This window comes from Spirillospora sp. NPDC029432, assembly GCF_040703975.1.
GTDB lineage: Bacteria > Actinomycetota > Actinomycetes > Streptosporangiales > Streptosporangiaceae > Spirillospora.
This window is the reverse complement of record NZ_JBEZWH010000010.1, coordinates 94,232-118,744: the sequence shown is the minus strand read 5'-3', so window position 1 is coordinate 118,744 and position 24,513 is coordinate 94,232. Positions and strand designations below refer to the sequence as shown.

The following is a 24,513-nucleotide window of genomic DNA, read 5'->3' as shown; positions in this document are numbered from 1 at the left end:
CGCATCCGACCTTGAGGAGTGTGTCCGTGAGCACGGACTCCGGTTTCTATTCGATCATTGACTACACCGTTGATGGCTTTGACACGCAGCGTGAGCTCGTGCAGGCCTTCGCGGAGATCCAGGAGCGGTGGGTGCGCTTCTATCCCGGCTACCGCTCCGCCCGTTTCCATGTGAGCACCGACGGGACCCGCGTGTACAACATCGTGCACTGGGCGAGCGAGGCGGACTACCGCCATTTCGTGGAGGCCTCCGACACAGACGGCCGGATGGCGGCCATCGGCGAAGCGCTGGAGGCCCTGTCCGGCAAGGCCGAACCGCGTATGACCGGAGCGCCCACTTACACCGTGGTTCGGGAGATCGGTCCCGGTCCCCGGCGCCTGGATGACTGATCGCCGAACCCCGGTGGCGGGCGGCCGTACACCACCATCCACCACGCCGCCGGACGAGGCGAACACGTCAACACCGGCCACGACCAACTAATCAGGGGTGTTCATGAGACTCGAGATGTACGCCGATGTGCTGTGCCCCTGGTGCTACATCGGTAAGAGACGCCTGTCGGCCGCGTTGGCCCAGCACACCGGCCGCGGCCACGTCGAGATCCTCTGGCGCGGCTACGAACTCGCTCCGGAGGAAGGCCGGATCCCCGGCCCGACCGCCGCCGAGGCCATGGCCGGCTGGTGGGGCGAGCAGGCGCCTGCCCGCATCGCCCGGATCCGGTCGCTGGGCGCGGCGGAGGGCTTGGAGCTGAACCTGCATCTGGCTCGCCCGGTGAACACTTTCGATGCACACCGGCTGGTCAAGCTGGCCGCCGAACGCGGCCGAGCCGATCAGATGATGGAACTGCTGTTGCACGGGCATCACACCGAGGGTCGCAACGTGGCCGATGCGCAGGTCCTGCAGCGCCTGGGCAGTGAGGCCGAACTGGACGGCGATGAGGTACGCGCCGTCCTGGACGGCGACGACTACGCCGAACAGGTACGCGCCGACCGACACCGCGCGGCCGAGCACGGCGTCACCAGCGTGCCCAGCCTGGTGATCGACGGCCGCCCGCCGGTCTCCGGGGTCCAGCCCGTCGTGGATCTGCAGCGGCTGCTGGAGCAAGACCCCCTGGTCGGCCATCGGTCTCTCCTTGCTGCTCAACCGGTTGTGGTGGCGAACTTGTGGGCCGGTTCCGGGGGAGGCAGCGGGGGTGCGCAGGCCGAAGGCCATGACGGCCCGCCGCCAGCGGACAACCGGCGCGGTTCGGCGGAGAGGGGGGCCGGGGACTCTGCTGACGGGTAGCTACGCTAAGGACTGAGTCGCAGGTCGATGCAGGGCTTTGTGTCCGAGAGTGGTCAGATGGTCACGGTTCGGCATTACCGACAGGTAGTTGCCTGGAGCGCCCATACGGTCACGGATTGTGGGGGGATGTTGCCGAGTTTCTTGATGTCGACGTGGACCAGGTCGCCGGGGCGGGAGTGCTCGTAGCGGCGGACCGGGCGGCCGGTGGCGCGGTCCAGGTGGCGTAGGCGGGCCAGCCCGTAGCGGGTCAGGACGCGGTGAACGGTGGCAGGGTTGAGGCCGAGCTGGTCGGCGATGCGGGCCGGGCCGCACCGGCGCAGCGCCCGGATCTTGATGATGCGGCGTTCGGTGCGGGTGGGGGTGCGCCGGGGGCTGTGGTGCGGCGGCTGGAGCGGTCGGCCATGCCGGCCTGCCCGTGGGTGCGGTAGCGGGCGGCCCAGCGCTGGGCGGTGGTGGGTGAGACCTGGAAGCGTTCGGCCGCCCGGCGCAGCGGCCAGCCGTCCTCGACCACGCAGCGGGCCAGGCGCAGGCGCCCGGTCTCGGTCAGCGGGGCGTTACGGTGGGGCATGAGGGCCTCCTGGCGATCGGCGTAGATGTCGCAATCCACACCGAACCCGGAGGCCCTCCCTCATTCCAACATCATCGACAGTATGTCGCCACGTCCACAACCTCTGTGGTCAGTACACCTAGCCGCCGCGGTCAGCCCGGCAACAGAGGCTTCACGGGGACCTCAGATGACCCACTCGTCGACGGGGATGTGGCGGACGGCCCGCACCCAGACCAGGTCGGTGGTGGGTCGCCTGGCGGCCGACCTGCCCGACGGCGCGGTCCAGGTGCGCCTCACCCGCCCCGAGGCACTGCACACGTCCCCACGCAACCGCCTCCGGCCTGGGGGAGCGGTGGGCAGCGTCGGCCGGTTTCCAAAGACACGAGTTCCGAGGCCCGCTACGGGCGCCTTGTCCGCCACCGGCCCGGCCGTCCCCGTGACGCCGATGAGGTCGAACGTCACCCGTGCCCGCGATGCGGTGTCGAACCGGGATCGCCGTGCCGGTCCCGTTCGGGCGCGGTGGCCGGGACCTACCACACCGGCCGGTTCACGAAGGTCGCGCGGTTGGCCAAGCTGCTGCGGGTGACCACCCCGGGCGACCGCCAGAATCCGGCAGACGGGACGAACCGGGCAGTGGAGAAGGGGACCGCCCGCGTTCTGGAAATGGGTCATTTCTGCGAGCGGAACCGGCCAGCGAGTCAATCGAGATCACGGCCGCCACCATCCATCGTCACAACCCACATCGGAACGGTGGACGGCGGTATCTCCGGGCAGCCCGGCGTGCTAACGCCGTTGGCCGGTCGGTTGCTGCTCAAGCCCCGACGTCCAAAACGAGCTCACGGTCGAAGGGATCGCCGCCGCCGAGGCCGAAGGCCGCTACCGTGGCCGCCCGCCCGCCCTCACCGGCCCCCAGTTGAAAGCGGTGCGGTCGGCCTACACTGAACAAGGCGCCTCGATCGCCGCGCTCGCCCGCGCCCACGGCGTCAGCCGCGCCGCCATCCGGACCGCCCTGGCCGCCCTGCTGCCCGGCCCGAGCATCCCGCCCCCTCGATCACCCTGCCCCAAGCCGAGCCCGCGGATCCGTCCTTAGCGTAGCTACCCGTCAGTAGAGTCCCCGGACCCCGGTCAGGGGCGCACGGCGACGGCGTCTACCTCGAAGCGCATGCCGGGCAGCGCCAGCGCGGCGACGCCGAGCAGCCTCTGGGGCGGCGGCTCGTCGCCCCGGATCCGCCGGAGGGCGTCGGCCAGGTTCCCCAGCTTCTGCTCGTCGTGGTCGACGATGAACGTGGGCAGCTGGGCGACGTCCCAGTAGCCGGGCCCCGCCGACTCCAGTGCGTGCCCCAGGTTGGCCGGGGCCTGGTCGACCTGCCCGGCGAAGTCAGAGGTGGTCACCTGGCCCTCGTGGTCGCAGGCGTACTGCCCGGCGATCAGGACGAGCTCGCCCGAGGTCACCCGGGCGACGTGGCTGTCACCGAAACCGGCCGGGTCGTGCAGTGCGGACGGGTCGGAGCTGGACAGCGGCATGTGCGTTGTTCCTTCGAAGACGCCACGGTCGCCCACGGCGTTGACAAATTTAATGAGCGCTCATTCAATAGAGCCGTGGACGATCTTGCGACTACCCGAGCCGGCCGGCCCAGAGGGCCGGGACGGCCCCCCAAGAGCACGGGCCCCGCGACCCGTGACCTGCTGCTGGACGCGGCGCTGGAGCTGTTCGCGCGGCAGGGGTTCGCGGCGACGACGGTGCGGCAGATCGCCGCCAGGGTCGGCGTGCGCGACAGCGCGATCTACGGCCACTTCCCGAGCAAGCAGGCGATCTACGACGCCCTGTTCGCCGAGGCGGGGCCGGCCTCGTTCGAGGCCCTGCGCGTGGACGTGGATGCCCTGGTACGGGCGGGGCCGCGGCGGGCGGTGCCGGAACTGGTGGAGCGCGTGATGGCGGGCTGGTCCGCCCCCCGGGCCCGCCGGTTCAGCAGCGTCCTGCTGCGCGACGGCAGCGGTGACGCGGGACTGGGCGGCCTGGCCGCCGCGATCGAGACCGCCCGCGAACGGCTCCAGGAGCCGTTCGCGCGATGGCAGCGGGCCGGGCTGGTACGCACGGACATGGACCCCCGGCAGATGGTGTGGGAGTTGTTCGCGCCGCTCCAGGTGCCCCGCCTGCTGCACCTGCACGCCGACGCCACCCCCGACGACCTGGCCGCCGCGCAGCGGCTCGTCGACCTGCACGTCCGCTTCTTCCTCAGCGCGATCCTGTCCGAAGGGAACTCCTGATGTACGACCACCTGCCCGTGGTGCACGAGATGAGCGACCGCCCGCCCGGCTTCATCGCCCCGAACCTCAGCCCGCAGGGCCTGCGGCTCGAGCCGCGCGAGCTCGCCGGAGGCGTGTACGCCCTGATGGCCAACCAGGTTCCCAAAGACAACAACGGCCTGATCGTCGGCCGGGACGCGGCGCTGGTCGTGGACGCCGGGATCACCCCGGCCGTCGGCCGGCACATCCAGGAGGTGGCGGCGGGCCTGACCGGCAAGCCGGTCCGCTACCTGGTCAACACCACTTACCACGGCGACCACACGTTCGGGAACACCGCGTTCGGCCGGGACGTCACTCTCTTCTCCTCGCGGATCAACAAGGCCGCCATGACCGACCTGGACGCTGAGAAGCGCCTGCGCTCGGAGAGCATGTACGGCGACGACTCCCTGGACACGGTGGTGGCCTGGCGCAGGCCCGACGTGGTCGTCGACCGGTTCTGCGAGATCGACCTGGGCGGCCGGGTCGTCCACCTGTGGCACCTGGGCCCGGGCAACGGCTCCGGGGACACCGTCGTCCACGTGCCCGACGCCAAGATCGCCTTCACCGGCAACTTCGTCCTGCCGTACGGGGTCGCGCCGATGGCGCTGATCGGCGACCCGGTCGGCTACGCCCGCAGCCTGCGCACCATGCGGGCGCTGCTCGACGTGGACACCATCGTTCCCGGGCACGGCTTCCTCGGCCCGGCCGAGCCGGGTGTCTCGGCGTGGATTCACTACCTGGAGAGCATGGCCGCCGCCGTCGACCGCGGTCGGCGCGAGGGCGTCCCCGTCGAGGCGATGTACGACGAACTGCCGACGTGGGGCATCGAGCCGGTCCCCGACGCCCCGGAGCCCTACCGGGCCCTGGTGCGCTCGCTGCACCGGATGAACATTCTGATCACTTACCGCTGGCTAGAGGGCCGCCCGGCCTGCTAGGCGGGTAGGCCAAGAACTCCTGAGGATCCGGCTGGGGCAAGGTAGGTGTTGGGAGGCAGCTTCCACCGGCCGTCGTCGTGCTCGGCGAGGGTTTGGGTGAGGCGCCATCCATTCTGGTGTCTTGAGCCGTTAATTCGTTGGCAGTATGCGGCGAGGGTTTCGAGGATCTCGTCGGCGGTCTTGGTCCACACGAACGGCTTGGGGTCGGTGTTCCACTCGTTGACCCAGCCGCGGACGTCGCGTTCCAGTTCGACCACGCTGCGGTGGGCCGAGCGGCGCAGCTTGCGGTTGGTGAGCTCGGCGAACCAGCGCGCCACGAGGTTGAGCCAGGATGAGCTGGTCGGGGTGAAGTGCAGCTGGAACCGGGGGGTGGCGGATCAGCCACCGCTTGACGGCCTCGGTCTTGTGCGTGGCGTAGTTGTCCAGCACCAGGTGCAGGTCCAGTTCTTGGGGACGGCGGCGTCGATGAACTTGAGGAACCGCAGGAACTCTTGATGGCGGTGCCGCCGATAATGCTGGGCGATCACCGAGCCGGAGGACAGGTCGAACGCGGCGAACAGGCTGGTGGTGCCGTGCCGGACGTAGTCGTGGGTCATCCGGGCTGGGGTGGTGGGCATGATCGGCAGGATCGGTGCGGTGCGGTGCGGTCGATCGCCTGCATCTGGCTCTTCTCGTCGACGGCGAGCACCAGTGCGTTGTCGGGCGGGTTCAGGTAGAGGCCGACCACGTCGCGGACCTTGTCGATGAACTGGGGTCGGTCGACAGTTTCCAGGTCTGCACGGTGTGGGGATTGAGGCCGAACGCCCGCCAGATCCGCGATACCGCAGACTGCGAAATCCCGGTCGCCGAGGCTATCGACCGCGTCGACCAGTGCGTGTCGGCACCGGGCGTCTCCTCGAGTGTGGCGGTGACGACCCGCTCGACCTGCTCATCGGTGATCACGCATGGCCGGCCCGGGCGCGGCTCGTCGCTCAAGCTCCAGCCGATCGGCCAGGAACCGCGACCGCCACTTCGACACCGTGTTGCGCGAGTTCCCGGCCTGCCCGGCCACCTGGGCGATCGTGCCGCCCTCGGCGCACAGCAGCACGATCCGCGCCCGCAACGCCAGCGCCTGCGAGGTCTTACGGCGGCGCACCCACCCGGTCAGCACCGACCGTTCCTCATCGGACAACACCGCCGGTCCAGCTTCGGGCTCGGCATCCCCCCAGCCTGCCGACTAACAAAGAACTAATGGGTCAGGGCACTGGAGGGGCGAGCTCAGTTCACTCCCGAGCAGTTCTTGGCGCCGTCGTTGTTGTAGTTTCGCCACCATTCGTTGTTCTCGCTGCCATCGACGTATTTTCCGTCCTTGACCAGCCAGATACGAAGGTGGAAGCAGTGTTTTTCGGCGAGGTTCCAGGGTTGTCCCATGCTCGCGTTGACGGCGAAGCATTCGTTGGTCGAGTCCTGAGGAGCCGATTTGATCGTATATTCGTGTTGGTTGGGGTCTTTGGTCACGTTGAAGACCTGGAGTCTCACGTAGGCGTCATCCATGATGGTGTCACACACCCTGACCTTGTCGCCTTTGGCGACGAACTCCACAAACCCTCCGAAAATCGGTGTGTCCATGCGGTACTCTGCCGCTTGTGCCGGTGCGGCCATGAGCGGTACCGCGACACCTGCCAGCAGAGCGATCGATGCGACAGTTCCTGATCTTGCGCGCATGATGGAGATCCTCCAATCTTTGTGTCCTCAGGTGGCCGGAACAGCGATTTGGCCGTTCAGTTGACCCCTCGGCAGTTCGCCTCATCGTTGTTGTAGTTTCGCCACCATTCGTTGTTCTCGCTGCCATCGACGTACTCTCCGTCCTTGACCAGCCAGATCCGGAAGTGGAAACAGTGCTTCTCGGCGAGGTTCCAAGGTTGTCCCATGTCCGCTTGGACGTCGAAGCATATACCTTCGCCCGCGGTCGCATTCATTGTGTATTCGAGTTGGTTGGGGTCTTTGGTCACGTTGAAGACTTGGAGCCTCACGTACGCGTCGTCCGCCTGGGTGTCACACAGGCGAACATGGTCGCCATCGGCGGTAAATACGACTCCACCTCCGGCCATGCCGCTGTCATTGGTGCTCATAAAATACTGTCCTGCATGGGCCGGCATGGCAGTAACGACTACGGCGGAGGCGGCCAACAAGGAGGTGGAAACCATGGCTCGCAAGAACCTGTACACGATGCGCCATTCCTTTCGAACTGATTGCTTCAGTTGACCGACCAACTGTCGGGATGGCGGCGGACGCGATGGTGGGTAGTACTGGACTTTCTGGCTTCGCGCATGTTCACCAGATCTACTCAGGCCAGTGTTTCCCCAGCGTTTCCTCAACCGTGGGTCGTCCGGGCCGGGGTGGTGGGCATGATCGGCGGATCGGGGCGGTGCGGTCGATCGCCTGCATCTGGCTCTTCTCGTCGACGGCGAGCACCAGTAAGCCTTTTTCAGCAGTGATGTGGTAGTTGGTTTCGTGTGCGTCGGGTGGGATGTGGCCGATCTCTCCGTGCAGGCGGGTGGTGTTGTACCAGTCCACCCATTCGGCGGTGGCCAACTCGGACCCCGGTGAGGTGCCGCCGGGGGCGGCGGGGCTTGATCAGTTCGGTCTTGTACAAGCCGATCGCCGATTCCATCAGCGCGTTGTCCAACGCGTCGCCGACGGTGCCTATGGAGGCGTCGATCCCGGCCGGCAGCAGATGGCTGGTGAAGGCGAAAGACGTAATGATGCCGTCCGGGAAGGGGCCGACGGACTGACCGTGCCGCCCCGGTAGGAAGGACCCCACTTTGGCCGTGCAGGAACGACGCGGTCCAGTTGAGCAGGAGCGCAAGGTCGGTGGTGTCGGCGTCAGGGGGTGGCGTGGTCGGCCAGTGCGGTGATGTGCGGGAGCAGGGGTCCGCCAAGCCGGCCGGTGTTCGGGGTCGGTGTCGGGTGGGCGGGGCCTGGTTGAACAGGGTGGTGGCCTGATCGCGGGCGTGGCCGATGTCGGCGGGCCAGCGGCGGGGCGCCGGGGCCGTGCAGGCCGTGTCGGCTCAGGGCAACTACGGACCACCTGGGTATCTGGTGAGTGCGGACCCGCCCCGCACCAGTGGGATCAGCGGGTCTAGCTTTCCCATCCGCGCGCCGACGCGCTGGCGTCGTCGGCCGAGTCGGGGCCGGGCCCGCCGCTGATCGCTGCCGCATCTGCGGTGTCGTACACGGCGCTCAAGCAGGTTGCCGATCGCGCGGCGGCTCGCCGGTCCTCATCGCGTCTCTGTCTCGCCTGGGGCGCCCGGGTGCTTGCCGAGGGCGGTGGTGAAGAGGTCGGCGGCCTGGTCGACGTGGGCGGCGGCGCGCTGGCTGCGGTTGCGGCGTTCCCAGTAGCCGATGGTGGTGGCGGGGTCGACGTGGTCGGCGAACTCCTGGACGTCGGCGAGCGGGACGCCGTTGTCGAGCATGTGGGTGATGCGGGAGGCGCGCCACACGTGCGGGGTGAGGTCGCGGCCGGGCAGCACGCCGGCGGCGCGACCCAGGCGGGTGCTGATGCGGTCGATGTCGTGGCGGTCGAGGCGGTCGCCTTTGGCGTCGATGAGCAGCGGTCCGCGGGTGCGAGCGCCGATGTGGCGGCGCAGCAGCTGGGCGCAGTCGGACAGCAGCGGCAGGGCCCGCTGCTTACCACCCTTACGGGTGACGTGCAGGATGCTGCGGTCGCCGTCGCGGTGCAGGTCGGTGACGTCGGCGGCGCAGATCTCGGTGACCCGGCCGGCGAGGCTGTACAGCAGCATCACCACCAGCAGGTCCAGTTCGGTTCGTGCCGCGGCGGCCACCGCGCGGACCTGGTGGTCCTCCAGTACGGGGGTGGAGGCGGTGGTGCGGCCGGAGGGGATGCGGGGCCGGTCGTCCTGGCTGACCGGGTTGGCCGGGGTGGGGGTCAGGTGTCCGGCGGCGTAGACGTGCAGGGAGGACAGGCAGGCGAGGTAGCGGCTGATGCTGCGGTGGGCGATACCGGCCGCTTCCTGGCGCAGCCGCCACATCCGCACGTGCTCGCGGGTGAGGCAGCCGACGAAGAAGGCCTCGTGGCCGAGTTCGCGGGCCAGCGGCGCCCAGATGCGGCGCAGGTCGTCGACGTAGGTGCGCTTGGTGGCCACCGAGGCGCGCCGGGTGCTGCTGAGCCAGTCCAGCACCAGCGCGAAGGTGGCCGGTGTGCAGGCCTCGGCGAGCAGGTCGATGCGGCGCCGGTAGACGCGGCGGCCGCCGGTACGGGCCACCTGCACTTGGCCCAGGTCGGCGTCGAGCTTGGCCAGTGCGTCGGCAGCCAGCGGCGTCGGCGGCCGCGCCAGCGGCCCACCACCGGCGCCGGCGGGCAGCGGCGCCGCTGCCGACGGGCCGGGCAGGTTGTCCTGCTGTCCTGTTTGTGCGGCGGCCTCGCCGGTGGGTGCCGCCGGGACGGCGGCCGGGGGAGGGGTGCGCAGCACCACGCCCTGCAGCGGCGGCTCGCCCGGCGGGCCGGCGGGTGGCGGCCCGCCGGGCTCGTCATCGACGGCGTCAGATGCGCTCAACGGGGGCTCCAGGAAGGTCGGTAGTGACGGGTCGCTGTGAGATGCGCGGACCCGGGGTGCGCGGGCGGGACGCCGGTCCGCGAGGTTGCGCGCAGGACACCGGCGCGCCCGCCGGGTCGGCGCCTCTGGCGGGCTTCACCGTGGCCGCCGATTTCACTCGCCCTGCGGCGGCCGTGCCCCCGGCGCGTGTCCGAAGTCGCTGACGTGCGGCCCCCTGAACTGTGGACTGACCTGGGGTTTTGTCGGAGGTGATTCGCCGCGGCGGGGATGGGCTCGGCGGTGAGGGACCGGCGCGAGTGGCTGGGCCGCCGACCGAACTGTCGCCCCGTCGGTGCGACGTGCGCCGGGTCTGGTGAGACCGGCAGGGCACGTGTCGCCGCCCCGCCGCGCGGCCCGCAAGATGATCATGGAGGTGAGTGTAGCGCATAACCTGGTTTATGCGCTGGCCGTACAAACCAATCAGCTCAATCGTTAGCCGAAACGTTTGCTGATGCGATTGATTTGTTAGGGTGGAGGGGTGATCGAAAACCCATCTCCCCAGGCCCCGTCCAGCGTCGGTCCCGCCGGAGGCGAGGGCGCACGGAGTCCCGGCGCCGCGGCGCCCGCCGACCAGGAGCCCGGCGCAGCACCCGATGCCCAGCCCGGAGCGCAGCCCGCCGCGCAGGCCGGTGGCAGCGAGGAGGAGCGCGCCGAACGGGGGCGGTGCAAGCAGTGCGGGACGCCGCTGCCGCCACCCCGGCGCGCCGGCGGACGGCCCCGGGAGTACTGCCCGCCGCCCAAGACCTGCCGGTCCGACTACAACAACGCCCGCCGCAGCGGGCAGGCCTCCGCGGTCACCCGGCTGCACCGCGACGTCGCCGACCACCTGGCCGCCCACACCCCGGCACTGACCGAGCTCGCGCAGGTGTTCACCACCTTCACCGACCGGCTCGGCGAACTCGAGCAGCAGGTCCTGGCCCGCAATGCCGAACTGGAGGCCGAGGCCGACGAACTGCGCGCGGCCACCGCCGAGGCCGACCAGCGCGCCGACGCCGCCGACCGCGCCGCCACCGCGGCCGGCCGACGCGCTGCCGAGGCCGAGCAGGCCCAGCGCACCGCCGACGAACGCGCCGCCCGCGCCGACCAGGCCGCCGACAACCTGCAGCGCGCGGTGCTGCGGGCCCAAGGCGAGACCGAGCAGGCGGCCAAACGCGCCGACACGGCCGAGACCAGGCTCGGCGCGGCCGAGGAGGAACTGCGCCGCACGCGTACCGACCTGGAACAGGCCCGCAGCCAGGCGCAGCGCGCCCTGGACAACGCCCACCGGGAACACCTGCGGGAGCTACAGGCCCTGCGCACCGAACTCGACCGGCAGACCGGCCGCCTCACCGACACCCAGACCCGCCTCACCGCCACCGTCACCGACCTGGCGGCCACCCGTGACGAGCTCACCCGCCTGCGCACCGCGCTCACCGCCGCCGAGCAGAAGGCCCAGGACGCCGAAGAACGGGCCGGCGCCGCCGACGCCCGCGCCCAGCAGGCGACCGAGCACGCCGCACACGAACGCGCCGCCGCCCGCGAGAGCCTGCTCACCCAGACCACCCGGCTGCACACGCGGATCGAGGCGCTCACCGCCGAACGCGACACCGCCCGCGCCACCGCGGCCATCAACCTCGAACGCGCCATCCGCGCCGAGCACTCCCAGACCATCAAGCCGCCGCCGACGGTCCCGCCGGCCGACAGCGCGACCGGGGCGGAGCCGGACACCACCTGACCCGCACTCCTGAACTCGACGTGTGTAAAGATGATCTTGTAGTTGTCTGGTTGTCTTTATCTGGCCCTGGAAGAACTCGGCCGCGTGGTGCGCACCATCTTCGCCTGCGACTACCTCGCCGACGAGCAGCTGCGCCGTGAGATCAACAGCGGTCTGCAGGTCGTGGAGAACTGGAACGGCGCGAACGACAAGATCTTCTACGGCCGCGAAGGCGTCCTGACCGGAGCCGACCGCGAACACGCCGAGGTGTCGATGCTCGCCCTGCACCTGCTGCAATCGTCTCTGGTGTTCATCAACACCCAGCTTCTGCAAGCCGTCCTGCGAGATCCGAAGTGGGCCGGCAAGCTCACCGAGGAGGACCGCCGGGCTCTATCGCCGCTGTTCTGGGCGCACGTCAACCCCTACGGCCGGTTCCACCTGGACATGGACACCCGCCTCGACCTCACCGCCGCGTGACCCTGCCCCGGGGGCTCGTCTGCTATCGCAGAATCCGCGAACGAACTCTAAGCCGAACGTGGGTCAGGATACCAGCACTGGCTTATATAAGTGGGGACTGGTATGATTCTTGTTCGTGCACGCGTTCGACATCCTCGGCGACCCGGTGCGCCGGCGCATTCTGGAGCTGCTCGCCGACGGTGAGCAGACCTCTGGCGCGATCACGGACGTGATCCGGGCCGAATTCGGACTCTCCCAGCCCGCTGTCTCCCAGCATCTGCGCGTGCTGCGTGACAGCGGGTTCGCGTCGGTGCGGGCTGAGGGCGCTCGCCGGTTCTACGCCATCGAGCCCGCGCCGCTGAGCGAGGTTGACGCGTGGTTGGACCGGTTTCGCCGGTTCTGGGAACAACGCCTCGACGCCCTGGAAACCGAGCTGGCCCGGGGCAGGCGTGCAGCTCGGAGTCCGGCTGGCGGGGAGCCCACCCGACCGGCCGAGCCCGGCACCGATGCGGACAAGACCGATCCATCAGCGAAGGGAACATGACATGAAAGACATATTGGATGAACTGGCCACCGCGCGCCGGGCAATGGGCAAGGGCAGCGTGCCCGCCGGCGACGCGTACACCATCGAGGTGCGGCGGCGATACGAAGCGCAGATCGACGACGTCTGGGACGCCCTGACCAGCCCCGAGCGGCTGCATCGCTGGTTGAAACCGGTCACCGGAGACCTGCGGCTAGGCGGGAAGTTCGAGCTGGACGGTGGTGAGCACGGCGAGATCCTCCGGTGCGAGCCGCCACGTCTGCTCAAGGTGTCCTGGCTCTACGGGCCGGACGCCGACGCTTGGCCCGGCACGAGCGAGGTGGAAGTGCGCCTGGTCCCAGGCCCGACGGGCGACACCGAATTCGAACTGATCCACGCAGCGGTCGTCGAGGAGCCCCTCTTCCCGACCTACGGCCCCGGTGCCGGCGGCGTTGGCTGGGACCTGCGTCTCCTCGCCCTGGCCCAGCTGTTGGCCACTGGCGAGACCGCCGACCACGAGGGGGTCCAGAAGTCGCCCGAAGGGCGCGAGTTCATCCGGCGCAGCGCCGCGGCCTGGGGCGAGGCTCACCTGGCCGCCGGTGGCGAACCGGAGCACGTCGCGGCCGCAGTCGAGGCCACCACCAAGTTCTACGCACCCGACCCGACCTGACATCCCCGCTGCGGTCGTTCCTGGGGCCTGCACCGCCGATGAGAATTGTCAATCGCGAAACGGATGTCAGACCTCTCCGTCGAGGAGCAGGACGAGCAGCACAACAGCATGTTGTCCCACACCTAGAAAGAATGCGCGATGAGGTACACCAACTCGATCGAGATCGCCCTGCCTCGGGAGAGTGTGGCCCAGCTGCTCGCCGACCCGGCACACCTACCGAAGTGGCTGCGGGGCTTGGTGCTGCACGAGCCGGTGCATGGGATACACGGGCAGCTCGGTACCAAGTCGCGGGTCGTGATGCAGTCGGGGCAACGGAAGATCGAGTGCACCGAAACGATCACACGTCGGGATCCGGCCGACCTGCACGGGATCCCGAAAGAGAGCGTCGTTCATTTCGACCGCGAGATCGTCGGCGCGGGCATGTGGAGCGTCGTGCGCGATCGGCTGACCGAAGCCAATCCGGAGACGACGCTCTGGGAAAGCGAGAGCGAATACCGATTCAGCGGCCTGCTGATGCGCCTGGTGGGGCTTCTGATGCCCGGCTCCTTCCACAAGCAGTCGCAACAGCACATGCAGGATTTCAAGGCGTTCGCCGAACACGGGAAGGACGTCCGCGAAGCGAGGAACTGATCTGCCGCGATCAGCAACGAGGATCTCCGACGGCGTTCGGCCGCTGCGAGCGGAGGGCCGAGGCGTCCGGGTCTCCGGTGTTTCATAGGCCAACACGCCGTGCCGCACCGGCAAGGGCAAGGTTGCCCTGCAGTACCACACCGCCCGGTTCCGGCTCGTGCCCGCTCTGGCCAAAGCGCTGAACGTCCCCACCCCGCCGGTGCGCAAGCCCGGATCGGTGTGGGTCGAGCTGCCCTGCCCCGCCCCGCGGCCGCCGGCGCCGAACTATCCGGGCACGCGCGGATCGGCTACACCCGCGCCTCCACCCTCCGCCAGTCCCTGGACACCCGGCTCGACTCGCTCAAGGGCGCCGGCGTCACCCGGATCTTCGCCGAAAAGATCTCCACCCGCGCCAGGACGCGGCCCGAGCTCGACAAGGTCGTCACCCTCGCCCAGGAGATGCGGGCCTCCGGGGTCGCGGTCACCCCTCGTCGTTCACGAGCATAAACGGCTCGGCCGCGGCATCGAACTGGCCGCGCTGGCCGAACAGCTCAGAGCCTCGGGCATCGCCCTGGAGTTCCTCACCGGCGAACTACAGGGATCGCACGACCCGGCCGGGATCGTGTTCACCGTGCTGGCCGCCCTGTCGGGCATGGAACGCGAGTACATCCGCGACCGCACCCTCGAAGGCCACGAGTCCGCCCGCAGCCGCGGCAAGACCATCGGCGGCGCCGGCGTCACGGACGACGCCATGCTCTCCCACGCCCTCCACCTGCGCGAACAGAACCTCAGCCTCCGCGACATCGCCGCCCGCCTCGTCATCACCACCGGCAAGAAGAAGGGCCGGCACCCCTCACCGGCGACCGTCATGCGCATGCTCCGCGACCACGACGAACAAACCATCCACCCAGACCGCAGCTGACCCCCGCCCGCTTTGTGGCTTGCCGCACCAGGCGACCAGGGGCTGACCACCTACCTTGCCCCTCGCCCGGCCTTCAGGAGTTCTGGGCCGACCTGGGCCACATGCTTCCGGTCCTGCATAGCGAGGCAGGCGTGCAGGAAGCCGCCGATGGTGGGGGACGTCCTGAGGAGCTGGTCCACGGAACGGTTCGACAGCGTGCGCCGCTCCTCGCTGAACCAGCGCCACGTCGACCTCGGCTACAAGCGCGGGATCACGCTGCTCAACGCCGTCAACGACCAGGTGATGGGTATCGGGCAGAGGGCACCCGCGCGACTCCCTGTTCATCCTCGACTGCCTGATCAACATCGACGCCGGTCCCCGGCCCGAGGTCGTCACACCGACCATGCCAGCGATTCGGACATGGTGTTCGGGATCTTCTCCATGCTCGGCTACCGGTTCGCGCCCCGCTTCGCCGACCTGGGCGACCAGCGGTTCTGGCGCGCCGACCTGCCCGACGGCACCAGCAACAGCTACGGCCCGCTGGAAGCGAGCGCCCGACAACAAGATCAACCGGCAGAGGATCCACACCCAGTGGCCGGACATGACCCGGGTCACCGGATCGCTGGTCACCAACCAGGTCCGGGCCTATGACCTGTTGCGGATGTTCTCCCGCAACGGTCGGCCCACCCCGCTCGGGCAGGCGTTCGCCGAGTACGGGCGCATCGACAAGACGCTCCACCTGCTCGACATCCTGGACCCGATCGATGGCGGCTACCGCCGCACGCTGAACAAGCAGCTCACCGTCCAGGAGGCCCGGCAGGGTCTGGCCCGCAAGATCTGCCACGGCGGCAACCGCCAGATCCGGCAGGCCTACCGCGATGGGCAAGAAGATCAACTAGCGGCGCTCGGGCTGGTCGTGAACGCCGTCACCCTGTGGAACTCCCGCTACCTGTCCGCGGCCGTCGACCGGCTGTGCGCCCAAGGGATCCCGGTCAAAGACGAGGACGCCGCCCGGCTCAGCCCGCTCGGCCACGCCCACATCAACTGCCAGGGACGCTACGCCATCGCTTTCTCCGCACCCGCCGAGACCCTGTGCGAGCTCGGAGACATCCCCGTCTTCCCGGCCCCGACGGCCAGGCGGCAGGGGGCGGAGCGTAAGCTCCCTCAGCCCACGGGCCAGGGCCGGACGGTCATTCGTCGACCGCGGCGTCGCAGGCCTGGGCCAGGTACTCGGCCTGGCAGGCCACGCAGCACCCGTGCTCACCGACACCGCAGCTGACAACGGGACCCACGGCAAGCCACGCGGAGAAAAACTCGCGCGGCCGTGTAACGGATCCGGCCCCATCGAGCCCGTATTGGTCGTACGCCGCATCACCGCAGAAGCGGCCGTCCGACCGAAAGGTGCTGTTGATGATCGACCCCCTGCTTCTACTGGTCCTGGGCGTCGGCCTGCCTGTCGTGGCACGCCTGGGCGTCGCGGCCGCCGAGGTATGGATGCTACGAGCGCGCGCTCGGCTGGCCACCGCAGTGTCTCGACTGCCGACCGGGGCCGAGCTGGGAGGCCACTCGAAGGACGGCACAATGTGGTTCGTTCGCATCCAAGGCGCCGCGACGACCGGGGCGGAGGCCAGCGGTGACCGCTGAGACCATGCATGGCCACGCCGACGACTCCAACGGCGTGACGGTGACCGAACTCGACCGCGACTGGCCGACCTGAGAGGCCCGGCTGCGCCGTTACGCCGAGCGGAAACTTCGACACTACGACGTCCCCTCCAGCCGGCTGGACGCCGATGACGTGGTCCAGTTCACCTGGCTGGAGCTGCACACCGCCACGGCGCCAATCCGTTGGGCGTACCGATACGCCTACACGGTGGCCCGCCGGCTGGTCTACCGGGCCGCCCGCGAAGGTCGCCGGTTCGCCCTCTCCTCTCCGGCCATGCACCGCGCCGCGCAGCGGGCCCGACACCCACAGCAGCGCCCCGTCCAGCCCGGCGATGACCTGCAGGTTCATTCCGTGCCTGCGGTGCTTGCCGGAGTGGAACGGCCGGTCGGCGGCGACGCGGTCGATCGCGACGAGGGTGCCGTCCAGGATCAGGTACGGCAGTTGCTCGCGGCTCGCTCGATGCAGCACGGCGTTCAGAGTGGGCTGGCGGGCGGCCAGCGCATCGATGGTCTCGTTGACATGGCGCCAGGCGGTGGAGGTGGAGACGGCGAACCCCGCGCCCAGCTCGGCGAACGTCTCGCCCTTGCACAGATGCACCAGCGTCATCAGGGCCTGCAGCCCCGGTGGCAGTGCCCGGCCCTTGCTGCCGATCGCCTTGCGGTGCCGGCGCACGACGCCGGCGGCGTAGGTCAGGGTTCGGCGCGACAACGGCAGCGAAGCACGATACAAAAGCATGCAGAGCCTCTGGTCTGGACGGCGGGTTGTGAGAGATCAACCGTCCTACCAGGGGTTTCTTGCTGTCTCCAGGCCGCCACTCCGGCCGCGACCATGCTGTGATCAGCAGCCGTCACCGACACTGCTGAAAAGGTCCAGTATCCGGCAAGATCAGCTCGTGTCTCGGCCTTCGGTGAACTTGAGCAGAATCGAGCTTGCGGACTGGCGAGCTGTCCACTCCTGGGCCTCCCTCGCCCAGGTCTGCCGTTTCCAGGCCTGGGGACCGAACACCGAAGAGCAAACGCGCGCGTTCGTGGCGACCGCGGTCGAGGCCTGGGTGCGATCACCTCAACAGCGGTTCGCTTATGCGGCGCGTGTCGAGGGCGATGTCGTCGGCATGGGTGAGCTACACATCCGGAACGAAGTGCAACGTCAAGGCGAGATCGCCTTTGCCGTCCATCCTCGGGTATGGGGACAGGGCGTCGGGACAGCGATCGGCAAGGAACTGCTTGCGCGAGGGTTCAGGGATCTCAAGCTCCACCGCATCTTCGCCACCTGTGACCCGCGGAATCTCGGGTCGGCACGCGTGCTCCGCAAGCTCGGCATGACATGGGAAGGACGTCACCGTCACACTGCGCTGATCCGGGACGGTTGGCGAGACTCCGAGATGTTCAGCATCATCGAAGATGAATGGCGCGAGAAGGATGGCCCGGATGTCCATGAGTAGGTGCGCGACCTGTGCCAGCCACACCTCCGACAGAGGTGACCGCGGGGAACTCACGACGTCTTGATGGGCGATGCCATCAGTACAGGGATTCGTTGAGGCCTGGGCCCGCGGCTTGAATACCTCGAGCGTGACCGGCTGGCCCGCGGAGCGCTCACGGGAGGTCAAGGATCATGTCCAACGACCGCGAGCCGTCCGGGCCGGTGAACGAGCCGACGTGCTGGAAGCCGTTCTTCTCGTAGAAGCGGATGGCGCGGACGTTGTCGGCCAGGACACCTCCCCACAGGATGATTCTCGTCCTGCCGAGCCGCCGTACGACCTCTGTGAGGGACGGGAACGCCACCGTCCCCACCCCACGCCCCTGGTACGCGTCGGCCAGGGTGGGCCCGAAACGGCAATCGGTCGTCTCGGTAACGCGAACTCCCGCTGCGCGATAGCGCGCGATGTCCCCGGCGGTGATGGCGAGGCTGAACTCGAAGAGGCCGGCGATCCCACCGGAGGCCGACTCTTCGAGCACCAGCCGGAGCTTGTCGTAGCGCGCGATCGCGGCGCACAGTTCCCGGGCCGCCGCGAGGTCGTACCCGTCGAACGTGCTGAACCGTCTCGACTCGGCGGACAGCCCGCGCAGGAATCCGGCCAGGCGTTCCGTGTCGGCATGGGTGAGCGGCCGGAGGACGAACTCCGCGCCGTCGCGCAGGTTCATGCGGTACGTCAGAATGCGCGGCTCCTCGGCGATCTCCGTCAGCGTGAGCATGCCCCTCGTTCCATGGTCTCGGTGCCCGTGTATGAACGGTAGATCTCGTCGGCACGCCTGCTTGCCACCAGCACGCGGAGGATTGAGAGCGGCCCTCTGAGCGCCAACACCCGGCTGGATCTTCCCCGGCACCTGTGCCGCCAGTGGGGGGCGCTGATCACTGTGCACGTTCGCATCTGTCCGTTGGAGCGGTCACACCCAGACGTAGTTGTCGTCGGTGACCGCCGGCAGGGCCGCATCGGTGATTGCCGCGGACGGGCTGGGGAGTGCGGCGAGCGCCGCACCGATCGGCGGGAAGATCGGCAGGTCGGCCGTCATGCGGTAGTCGATCCACTGGATCAAGCCGATCTCGTGGCCGCCGGGGACCTCGTCGTACTCCTCGGTGGCCAGTACGGCGCGGACCTCGGGGGAGACGTGGATCCGGTAGATCAGGTGGAGTTTGCGTGGCGGCGGGGTGGCCCCGGGACGGGAGACCATCTGATCGATCACCCAGAGCAGCTCCGGCCGGCCGGCTTGCGAGGGGTCGAGGCGGAGTTCCTCGCTCAGCTCGCGCCGCAGCGCCGCGATCAGGTCCTCGCCGTGCTCGACGTTGCCGCCAGGTGGGGTGAAGTGGGTCGACTCGGGCCGGTCGCGACGGATGAGGGCGACTTCGTCCCGGCAGAACACCAGCGCACCGACGCGGATCTTGATGCGGGTGAACGGCGACGCTGTGGAGTCGGTCGAGCTGTTTGAGGATGATGCCATGGCATCAGTATCGGGCCGGCGGTTCGTGGCCGCTGACCAGCCTGCGTCGGGTACAGGGGCTTGGGCGACGTCGCTGGGACGTAGTGGTTCCACGTCCTGTGGTGGTGATGTAGCGGAACTTGAGGGGCTCGGTGACTGCGGGTGCGGGTTCTGCGAGGGGGCGGCGCGGTGCCTCCGGGCTGGTTTGCGGTGCTTAGCTGAGATCGTCGGCTTTGCCGAGCAGGTAGCGCTGCTCGACCTTGTTGCCGGTCAGGTCGGCCGCCTGGCGGTAGAGCGCGGCCGCCTGCGTGGTGTCGCCGGTCATCTGGAGCAGGTGGGCGCGGACCGCGTGCTCCCGCTGCCTGGTGAGCGGGTGCCGGTCCAGGTGGTGGCGCTGGTTGAGGTCGTCCAGGAGCGCGAGGCCGCGGGCCGGTCCGTGGGCGTGGGCCACCGCCACCACGCGACTGAGTTGGACCGGTGCGGTAGGCGTGAGCCGTTCGAGCCACAAGTACAGCATGGCGATCTGAGCCCAGTCGGTCTGGTCGGGTGAGGAGGCCGCGGAGTGCACGGCGGCGATCGCGGCCTGGAGCTGGTAGGGGCCCGTCCGGCCGCGGTTCCAGACGCCGTCGATGAGAGCGGTGCCCTCGTCGATCAGGTCGCGGTCCCACCGGGTGCGGTCCTGCTCGTCCAGGGGGACGAGGTCACCGCCGTCGGTGCGGGCGGTGCGCCTGGACTCGGTGAGGAGCATCAGCGCCAGCAGGCCGGTCACCTCGGCGTCGCCGCCGAGCGTGGCGTGGAGCATGCGGGTCAGCCGGATGGCCTCGCGGGTCAGGTCGACGCGGGCGAGCCGGTCGCCGGTGGTGGCGGTGTAGCCCTCGTTGAAGATCAGGTACAGCACCCGCATCACGGCGGCCATACGGCTGTCGCGGTCGGCGTCGGTGGGTGGTGTGAAGCGGGCTCCGGCGCGGGCCAGCCGCTGTTTGGCGCGGCTGATCCGGGCGCCCATGGTGGGCTCGGTGGTGCCGTAGGCGTGTGCGATCTCGGCGGTGGTCAGGCCGCCGACCGCGCGCAGCGTGAGGGCCACCTGGGAGGTGGGTTCCAGCGCGGGATGGCAGCAGAGCAGGAGCAGGGTCAGGCTGTCGTCGGTTTCGAGTGCGGAATTTGCTCGGCGCTCGGGGTCCTGCATGGCCAGCTCTGCCGCTCCGGCCTGCTGCTCGCGGCGGTGGCGGGCCTGGTCGGAGCGGATCAGGTCGACCATGCGCCGGTACCCGACGCGGATGAGCCAGCTGCGCGGGTTCTCGGGGACGCCCTCGGCCGGCCAGGTCTGGCTGGCGGTCAGCAGCGCCTCCTGCACCGCGTCCTCGGCGATGTCGAACCGGCCGAAGCGGCGGACCAGCGCGCCGAGCACCTGCGGCGCCTCCGTGCGCAGCAGGTGCTCGAGCTCGTGGTTCACGCCGCGAAGTCCTCACCCATGATCGGGCGGATCTCGATCGGTTCGCCGAGCGCGTCGACGATGCGCGCGGCGATCTCGACGGCGCGCTCCTTGCCAGCCACGTCGATCACGGCGAAGCTGGCCAGGACCTCCTTGAGCTCGGCGAAGGGACCGTCCGTGGCGACGACCTTGTCACCTTCGCGGTGGACGGTGGTGCTGACCGCCGGGTGTCCCAGACCCTCGCTGGTGACGAACTCGCCGGAGGCGACCAGCTCCTCCTCCAGCTTCTGGTAGGTCGCGAAGGCGGCCAGCGCCTCCTCGGAGGGGACGTCGGCGGTGGCGGCGTCCCAGTCGGCGGCCGGTGTGTAGGCGAGCAGCAGGTATTTCATGGTGGATCTCCTTATTGATCGTCGCAGCTACGTTATGGCCGCGTCAGGTGGCCTGCCGCGGCGTCACCGCGAGGACGGTCGTCCAGGTGACGGCGACCAGGCCGTTCACGGCGATCTGGTTGCTCATGTGCGCGACGCCGTGCCAGGACATCTGCGCGTCCGGTCCCTCAGGGGCGCCGACCGCGAAGGAGAGCGGCCCGGCCGGCAGCAGGCGTCCGGACGTCTGAGCGGTCATGACGTCCTCCCTTGTCAGTGGGTTCTCGCTCGCTACCTCGGATCCGGATCGGGGGTTTTGACGCCAATGGAATGTGATCCAGATCACAGCAATTTGGTGTCAAAGCCCGGCAGGGGTCTCCGAGGTACCGGCGAGAAACCACAGAGGAGGACGACATGATCGAGACCCAGCAGCCCAGCCCCGAAATGAAGGCCCTCGACCGCCTGGTCGGCACCTGGAAGGTCACCGGCGGCGCGGAGGGGACCGTGCGCTACGAGTGGATGCCCGGCCGGTTCTTCCTGGTCCAGCACGTCGAGCTCACCCAGTTCGGCGAGCCGGTCACCGGCATGGAGATCATCGGCAACCTGCGCCCGTTCGGCGAGCCGACCGGGGCGGACGTGGTGTCGCGGTACTACGACTCGGCGGGCAACACCTTCGACTACGTCTACGAACTGGAGGGTGACAGGCTGATCATCTGGGCTGGGGCGAAGGGCGGCCCGGCGTACTTCGAGGGCACCTTCGACGCGGACGGCACCACGCTCACCGGGGAGTGGGTCTACCCGGGTGGCGGCGGGTACGCCTCCACCGCGACCCGCATCTGATCGAGGGACCGGTCTCCCGCCCGTCCCGGAGAACATGCGTTGGCGGCGCGCCGTCTGAACGGCTCGCCGCCAACGGCCTGCCTGGCCGACCGCGGCCACACGGGACGAGCCCGGTCGGTCGGGTGGCGCGAAGGGATCTCCCCCTCGGGTTGCTCGGCCGTCAGACTTGGCTGAAGGTACGTCGGTAGGCGCCGGGCGTGGTGCCCAGATGCGCTCGGAAACGGCGGCGGAGGTTGACCGCCGAGGTGAGTCCGACGCGGGCGGCGATGGCTTCGACGGGCAGGTCGGTCTGCTCCAGCAACACCCGTGCCGCGTCGATGCGCTGGGCGAGCAGCCACCGTCCAGGGCTGGTGCCGAGCTGTTCGGCGAACCGCCGGGCGAGCGTCCGTTCGGAAACCCCGGCGCGTTCGGCGAGGCCGGCGAGGGTCAGCCGGGTGTCGAGCCGAGAGGCGGCCCACTCCAGTACGGGCGCCAACGACTCGTCCGCCCGGGCCGGCGCGGGCTGTGCCGCGTACTGGAGTTGACTGCCCTCCCGGTGCGGCGGCAGCACCATGTTCCTGGCGATCTGGGCCGCGTATGCCGCGCCGTGGTCGGAACGCACCAGGTGCAGGCACAGGTCGATGCCCGCGCCGGTTCCGGCGCTGGTCGCCACGTCGCCGTGGTCCACGAAGAGCACGTCCTGGTCCACGCGCACCTCGGGGAAGGCGGCGGCGAGCCGGGCGGTGTCGCGCCAATGGGTGGTGGCGCGACGGCCGTCGAGCAGTCCGGCCTGAGCGAGGACGAAGGCCCCCGTGCAGATGGCGACGATCCTCGCCCCGCGCCGGTGGGCATCTTGGAGCGCGGCGGTGACGGCCGGCGGCGCGGGTGCACCGGCCGGCTGCCAGCCGGGGACGACCACGGTGTCCGCCTGCTCCAGGGCCTCCAACCCGGCGTCGACGAGAATCGCGTAGCCGGCGGTGGTCTGCAGCGGGCCGGGGTGCTCGGCGCAGTTGCGGAAGCTGTAGCGGGGCCGCTCACCCTGCGGGACGGTGCCGAAGACCTCGGTGGCGCAGGCGAGTTCGAAGGGCGCCTGAGGCGGGTTGAGCAGGGCCACCACCCGATGAAGGCTCATGGCAAGATCGTACTTGTAGGTGTCTTTCCAGACTCTCGGCTCGGCGGCGCGCGCAGGTCACAGTGGCCCCATGAGTGAAACCACCGAAGCGGCGGTGCTGAGGACCGCAGCGCGGGTCGACGGCGAAACGGCCAGCTACCTGACCGCAGGGCAGGGCGGCCCGCCCGTGTTGCTGCTGCACGGAACGTACTGGAGCCGTGTCTGGCTCCCCGTCCTTGAGCACCTCGCCGACGCGGGGCTGCGGCCCCTCGCGGTCGACCTCCCCGGACTGGGACGCTCGGGAGGCCGGCTCACGCCGGAGACCGCCACGGTTCCGGCCCTCGCCGACTGGGTGGCACGATTCGCCGCCGCGCTGAACCTCTCCGGGCCTGTCGCCGTGGCCGGCCACGACATCGGCGGCGCCATCGCCCAGCACCTCCTCGCCCACGACCGGCTCGAAGTGTCCCGGCTGGCCCTGGTCAACTCGGTCCTCTACGACTCCTGGCCCGCGCCCCACGTGGCCCGGTTCCGGGACGGGGACACGTCCGAGGGCGTGCTCGCCGCCCGCCGCAAGGCGGTGACGAGGGCGCTGGCCGGTGCCGCCACCGCACAGTTGGTCGCGGACTACGTGGATCCGTGGACCGATGAGCGGGTCCGCCGCTCTTGGACGGCCCTGGCGAGCGCGGCCGACAACCGCTACACGCTCGACCTGGTTCCCGCGCTGCAACGGTCCACTACACCCAAGCTGCTGATCTGGGGCGAAGACGACCTCCACGAGAAGGTGGAGTACGCCGAACGCTTCGCCTCAGAGATCCCCAACACAGCGCTCATCCGCATCCCGAACGCGGATCACATCCCCACGGAGAACGCCCCCGACCGGATCGGCCGCGCGCTCACCGATTTCTTCACGGCGTAGGCACCACGGCCGATCGGCTTTGAGGGAGCCGACCAGGAAGAATGCCGTGCCCGTGGCTGAAGGCCGACCGGAACGCGCGGCGGAACGACCCCAGCCCTGTGACGGCCGATGAACACCCGGGGGCGTGAGGGAACGCCGATGGGTGACTCACGAGTCCTTCGTCACCGGCTGGTCGGAGATGGCGCGGAGCGCGTTGACCCACAGATCGACGATGGCGCGGACGCAGGTCTCGGCGGACCGTCCATGGGGTGGCTCGAGTACGACGCCGTGCACCTGTGCCTCGACGCCCTGGACGAGCAGGAACGCCGTCAGGCCCGGGTCGGTGCCACCGGCGCCGAGCCGCCTGAGGTGGTACTCGATCTCCGCGGCCAGTGACGCCTCCAGAGCGCGCAGGCTCGTGATCCCCTCGGGCGTCCGGGGTGCCTGGTCGAACAGCAGCCGGTGCATCCGTGGTTCGGCGGCGTGCAGCCCGACCACTCCCTCGATCAGGGCGCGGACGGTCTCCTCAAGCGGTGGTCCCGTACGGCGGAGTTCCTCGGCCACCCGGGTCAATGCGGCCATGCCCTGCCCGATGTGCCGCTCGACCAGCGCGTGGAGGAGGGCGTCCTTGTTGGGGACGTAGTGGTACAGGGTCCCGATGGAGACACCCGCGAGCTCGGCGACCTTGTTGGTGGTGGTCGCCGCGTAGCCGTCGCGTTCGAAAAGTCGAGCAGCGGCGTCCAGGATCGCCTCGAAGGTGAACCGTGAGCGCTGCTGGCGGGGCCGGTGGCGGGGTGTCGACATGGCCGCCTCAAGTCGA

General features: G+C 69.5%; 28 protein-coding genes and 4 pseudogenes. 17 read left to right on the top strand and 15 right to left on the bottom strand.

Annotated features, from left to right (window positions below):
* The first annotated feature begins 26 nt into the window (after nt 1-26).
* Nucleotides 27-389: an antibiotic biosynthesis monooxygenase gene (locus AB0881_RS10925; protein WP_366616097.1), complete on the top strand. Its 363-nt coding sequence runs from the start codon at nt 27-29 to the stop codon at nt 387-389.
* Between the two features lie 103 nt (nt 390-492).
* Nucleotides 493-1,281 (top strand): DsbA family oxidoreductase, encoded by a 789-nt coding sequence (locus tag AB0881_RS10920; RefSeq protein WP_366616096.1) that lies wholly within the window; start codon nt 493-495, stop codon nt 1,279-1,281.
* 122 nt (nt 1,282-1,403) lie between these two features.
* Here AB0881_RS10920 and AB0881_RS10915 read toward each other — a convergent pair.
* Both AB0881_RS10915 and AB0881_RS10910 read right to left on the bottom strand, forming a co-directional pair.
* A pseudogene (locus AB0881_RS10915) lies at nt 1,404-1,849 on the bottom strand (leucine zipper domain-containing protein); the annotation flags it as partial.
* A gap of 1,104 nt (nt 1,850-2,953) precedes the next feature.
* Complete coding sequence (locus AB0881_RS10910) at nt 2,954-3,352, bottom strand: RidA family protein (protein WP_366616094.1); 399 nt, start codon at nt 3,350-3,352, stop codon at nt 2,954-2,956.
* A 75-nt stretch (nt 3,353-3,427) separates the two neighbouring features.
* Here AB0881_RS10910 and AB0881_RS10905 point away from each other — a divergent pair, with 75 nt between their 5' ends.
* Together AB0881_RS10905 and AB0881_RS10900 are read left to right on the top strand one after the other, a co-directional pair.
* On the top strand, nt 3,428-4,096 hold the full coding sequence (locus AB0881_RS10905; protein WP_366616093.1) for a helix-turn-helix domain-containing protein: 669 nt from the start codon (nt 3,428-3,430) through the stop codon (nt 4,094-4,096).
* On the top strand, nt 4,096-5,049 hold the full coding sequence (locus AB0881_RS10900; RefSeq protein WP_366616092.1) for an MBL fold metallo-hydrolase: 954 nt from the start codon (nt 4,096-4,098) through the stop codon (nt 5,047-5,049). The genes AB0881_RS10905 and AB0881_RS10900 overlap by 1 nt, the downstream gene beginning before the upstream one ends.
* A 116-nt stretch (nt 5,050-5,165) precedes the next feature.
* Here the strand turns inward: AB0881_RS10900 and AB0881_RS10895 are convergent.
* The 5 genes and pseudogenes from AB0881_RS10895 to AB0881_RS10875 form a co-directional block, all read right to left on the bottom strand.
* Nucleotides 5,166-6,223 (bottom strand): annotated as a pseudogene (locus tag AB0881_RS10895) (IS630 family transposase); the annotation flags it as partial.
* A gap of 83 nt (nt 6,224-6,306) precedes the next feature.
* Nucleotides 6,307-6,753 (bottom strand): hypothetical protein, encoded by a 447-nt coding sequence (locus AB0881_RS10890; protein ID WP_366616090.1) that lies wholly within the window; start codon nt 6,751-6,753, stop codon nt 6,307-6,309.
* A 56-nt stretch (nt 6,754-6,809) separates the two neighbouring features.
* Nucleotides 6,810-7,160, bottom strand: coding sequence for a hypothetical protein (locus AB0881_RS10885; RefSeq protein ID WP_366616089.1), 351 nt, complete (start codon nt 7,158-7,160; stop codon nt 6,810-6,812).
* Between the two features lie 415 nt (nt 7,161-7,575).
* Nucleotides 7,576-7,789: pseudogene (locus AB0881_RS10880) on the bottom strand (integrase core domain-containing protein); the annotation flags it as partial.
* A gap of 520 nt (nt 7,790-8,309) precedes the next feature.
* Nucleotides 8,310-9,605, bottom strand: a complete 1,296-nt coding sequence (locus AB0881_RS10875) for a tyrosine-type recombinase/integrase (RefSeq protein ID WP_366616087.1) — start codon at nt 9,603-9,605, stop codon at nt 8,310-8,312.
* A gap of 517 nt (nt 9,606-10,122) precedes the next feature.
* On the opposite strand from AB0881_RS10875, the gene AB0881_RS10870 reads away from it, so the two are divergent.
* The 10 genes from AB0881_RS10870 (at nt 10,123) to AB0881_RS10825 (ending at nt 16,137) form a co-directional block, all read left to right on the top strand.
* Complete coding sequence (locus tag AB0881_RS10870; protein WP_366616086.1) at nt 10,123-11,358, top strand: hypothetical protein; 1,236 nt, start codon at nt 10,123-10,125, stop codon at nt 11,356-11,358.
* Between the two features lie 42 nt (nt 11,359-11,400).
* On the top strand, nt 11,401-11,814 hold the full coding sequence (locus AB0881_RS10865; protein WP_366616084.1) for a Tn3 family transposase: 414 nt from the start codon (nt 11,401-11,403) through the stop codon (nt 11,812-11,814).
* A 115-nt stretch (nt 11,815-11,929) separates the two neighbouring features.
* Nucleotides 11,930-12,337, top strand: a complete 408-nt coding sequence (locus tag AB0881_RS10860) for a metalloregulator ArsR/SmtB family transcription factor (RefSeq protein ID WP_366616082.1) — start codon at nt 11,930-11,932, stop codon at nt 12,335-12,337.
* A 1-nt stretch (nt 12,338) separates the two neighbouring features.
* The gene (locus AB0881_RS10855; RefSeq protein ID WP_366616080.1) at nt 12,339-12,983 is read left to right on the top strand and encodes an SRPBCC domain-containing protein; all 645 of its coding nucleotides are present in this window, start codon (nt 12,339-12,341) and stop codon (nt 12,981-12,983) included.
* 138 nt (nt 12,984-13,121) lie between these two features.
* Nucleotides 13,122-13,613, top strand: a complete 492-nt coding sequence (locus tag AB0881_RS10850; RefSeq protein WP_366616079.1) for an SRPBCC family protein — start codon at nt 13,122-13,124, stop codon at nt 13,611-13,613.
* A 219-nt stretch (nt 13,614-13,832) separates the two neighbouring features.
* Entirely contained in the window at nt 13,833-14,099 is a 267-nt protein-coding gene (locus AB0881_RS10845; RefSeq protein ID WP_366616209.1) for a recombinase family protein, read from the top strand.
* Between the two features lie 16 nt (nt 14,100-14,115).
* Nucleotides 14,116-14,514, top strand: coding sequence for a recombinase family protein (locus tag AB0881_RS10840; protein WP_366616207.1), 399 nt, complete (start codon nt 14,116-14,118; stop codon nt 14,512-14,514).
* Between the two features lie 147 nt (nt 14,515-14,661).
* Nucleotides 14,662-15,144 (top strand): Tn3 family transposase, encoded by a 483-nt coding sequence (locus AB0881_RS10835; RefSeq protein ID WP_366616078.1) that lies wholly within the window; start codon nt 14,662-14,664, stop codon nt 15,142-15,144.
* Nucleotides 15,095-15,772: a Tn3 family transposase gene (locus AB0881_RS10830; protein WP_366616077.1), complete on the top strand. Its 678-nt coding sequence runs from the start codon at nt 15,095-15,097 to the stop codon at nt 15,770-15,772. Before AB0881_RS10835 ends, AB0881_RS10830 begins: the two co-directional genes overlap by 50 nt.
* A 131-nt stretch (nt 15,773-15,903) precedes the next feature.
* Nucleotides 15,904-16,137: a hypothetical protein gene (locus AB0881_RS10825; RefSeq protein WP_366616075.1), complete on the top strand. Its 234-nt coding sequence runs from the start codon at nt 15,904-15,906 to the stop codon at nt 16,135-16,137.
* Between the two features lie 292 nt (nt 16,138-16,429).
* Here AB0881_RS10825 and AB0881_RS10820 read toward each other — a convergent pair.
* Nucleotides 16,430-16,891, bottom strand: a pseudogene (locus AB0881_RS10820) (transposase family protein); the annotation flags it as partial.
* A 178-nt stretch (nt 16,892-17,069) separates the two neighbouring features.
* On the opposite strand from AB0881_RS10820, the gene AB0881_RS10815 reads away from it, so the two are divergent.
* Complete coding sequence (locus tag AB0881_RS10815) at nt 17,070-17,597, top strand: GNAT family protein (RefSeq protein ID WP_366616074.1); 528 nt, start codon at nt 17,070-17,072, stop codon at nt 17,595-17,597.
* Between the two features lie 151 nt (nt 17,598-17,748).
* On the opposite strand, the gene AB0881_RS10810 is transcribed toward AB0881_RS10815, so the two are convergent.
* The 5 genes from AB0881_RS10810 to AB0881_RS10790 form a co-directional block, all read right to left on the bottom strand.
* A complete protein-coding gene (locus tag AB0881_RS10810; protein ID WP_366616072.1) occupies nt 17,749-18,348 on the bottom strand; it encodes a GNAT family N-acetyltransferase in 600 nt (199 codons plus the stop codon).
* A 192-nt stretch (nt 18,349-18,540) separates the two neighbouring features.
* Nucleotides 18,541-19,092 (bottom strand): NUDIX hydrolase, encoded by a 552-nt coding sequence (locus tag AB0881_RS10805; protein WP_366616071.1) that lies wholly within the window; start codon nt 19,090-19,092, stop codon nt 18,541-18,543.
* A 193-nt stretch (nt 19,093-19,285) separates the two neighbouring features.
* Complete coding sequence (locus AB0881_RS10800; protein WP_366616069.1) at nt 19,286-20,524, bottom strand: sigma-70 family RNA polymerase sigma factor; 1,239 nt, start codon at nt 20,522-20,524, stop codon at nt 19,286-19,288.
* Complete coding sequence (locus AB0881_RS10795; RefSeq protein WP_366616068.1) at nt 20,521-20,892, bottom strand: YciI family protein; 372 nt, start codon at nt 20,890-20,892, stop codon at nt 20,521-20,523. The genes AB0881_RS10800 and AB0881_RS10795 overlap by 4 nt, the downstream gene beginning before the upstream one ends.
* A 43-nt stretch (nt 20,893-20,935) precedes the next feature.
* Complete coding sequence (locus tag AB0881_RS10790) at nt 20,936-21,127, bottom strand: hypothetical protein (RefSeq protein WP_366616067.1); 192 nt, start codon at nt 21,125-21,127, stop codon at nt 20,936-20,938.
* Between the two features lie 155 nt (nt 21,128-21,282).
* Between AB0881_RS10790 and AB0881_RS10785 the strand changes: the two genes are divergently transcribed.
* Nucleotides 21,283-21,708 (top strand): hypothetical protein, encoded by a 426-nt coding sequence (locus AB0881_RS10785; protein WP_366616065.1) that lies wholly within the window; start codon nt 21,283-21,285, stop codon nt 21,706-21,708.
* A 160-nt stretch (nt 21,709-21,868) separates the two neighbouring features.
* Here the strand turns inward: AB0881_RS10785 and AB0881_RS10780 are convergent, their stop codons facing one another.
* Nucleotides 21,869-22,819, bottom strand: coding sequence for a helix-turn-helix domain-containing protein (locus AB0881_RS10780; protein ID WP_366616063.1), 951 nt, complete (start codon nt 22,817-22,819; stop codon nt 21,869-21,871).
* Nucleotides 22,820-22,889: 70 nt separating this feature from the next.
* Here AB0881_RS10780 and AB0881_RS10775 point away from each other — a divergent pair, with 70 nt between their 5' ends.
* Nucleotides 22,890-23,714: an alpha/beta hydrolase gene (locus AB0881_RS10775; protein WP_366616062.1), complete on the top strand. Its 825-nt coding sequence runs from the start codon at nt 22,890-22,892 to the stop codon at nt 23,712-23,714.
* Between the two features lie 147 nt (nt 23,715-23,861).
* Here the strand turns inward: AB0881_RS10775 and AB0881_RS10770 are convergent, their stop codons facing one another.
* Nucleotides 23,862-24,497, bottom strand: coding sequence for a TetR/AcrR family transcriptional regulator (locus AB0881_RS10770; RefSeq protein WP_366616060.1), 636 nt, complete (start codon nt 24,495-24,497; stop codon nt 23,862-23,864).
* Nucleotides 24,498-24,513: the final 16 nt, after the last annotated feature.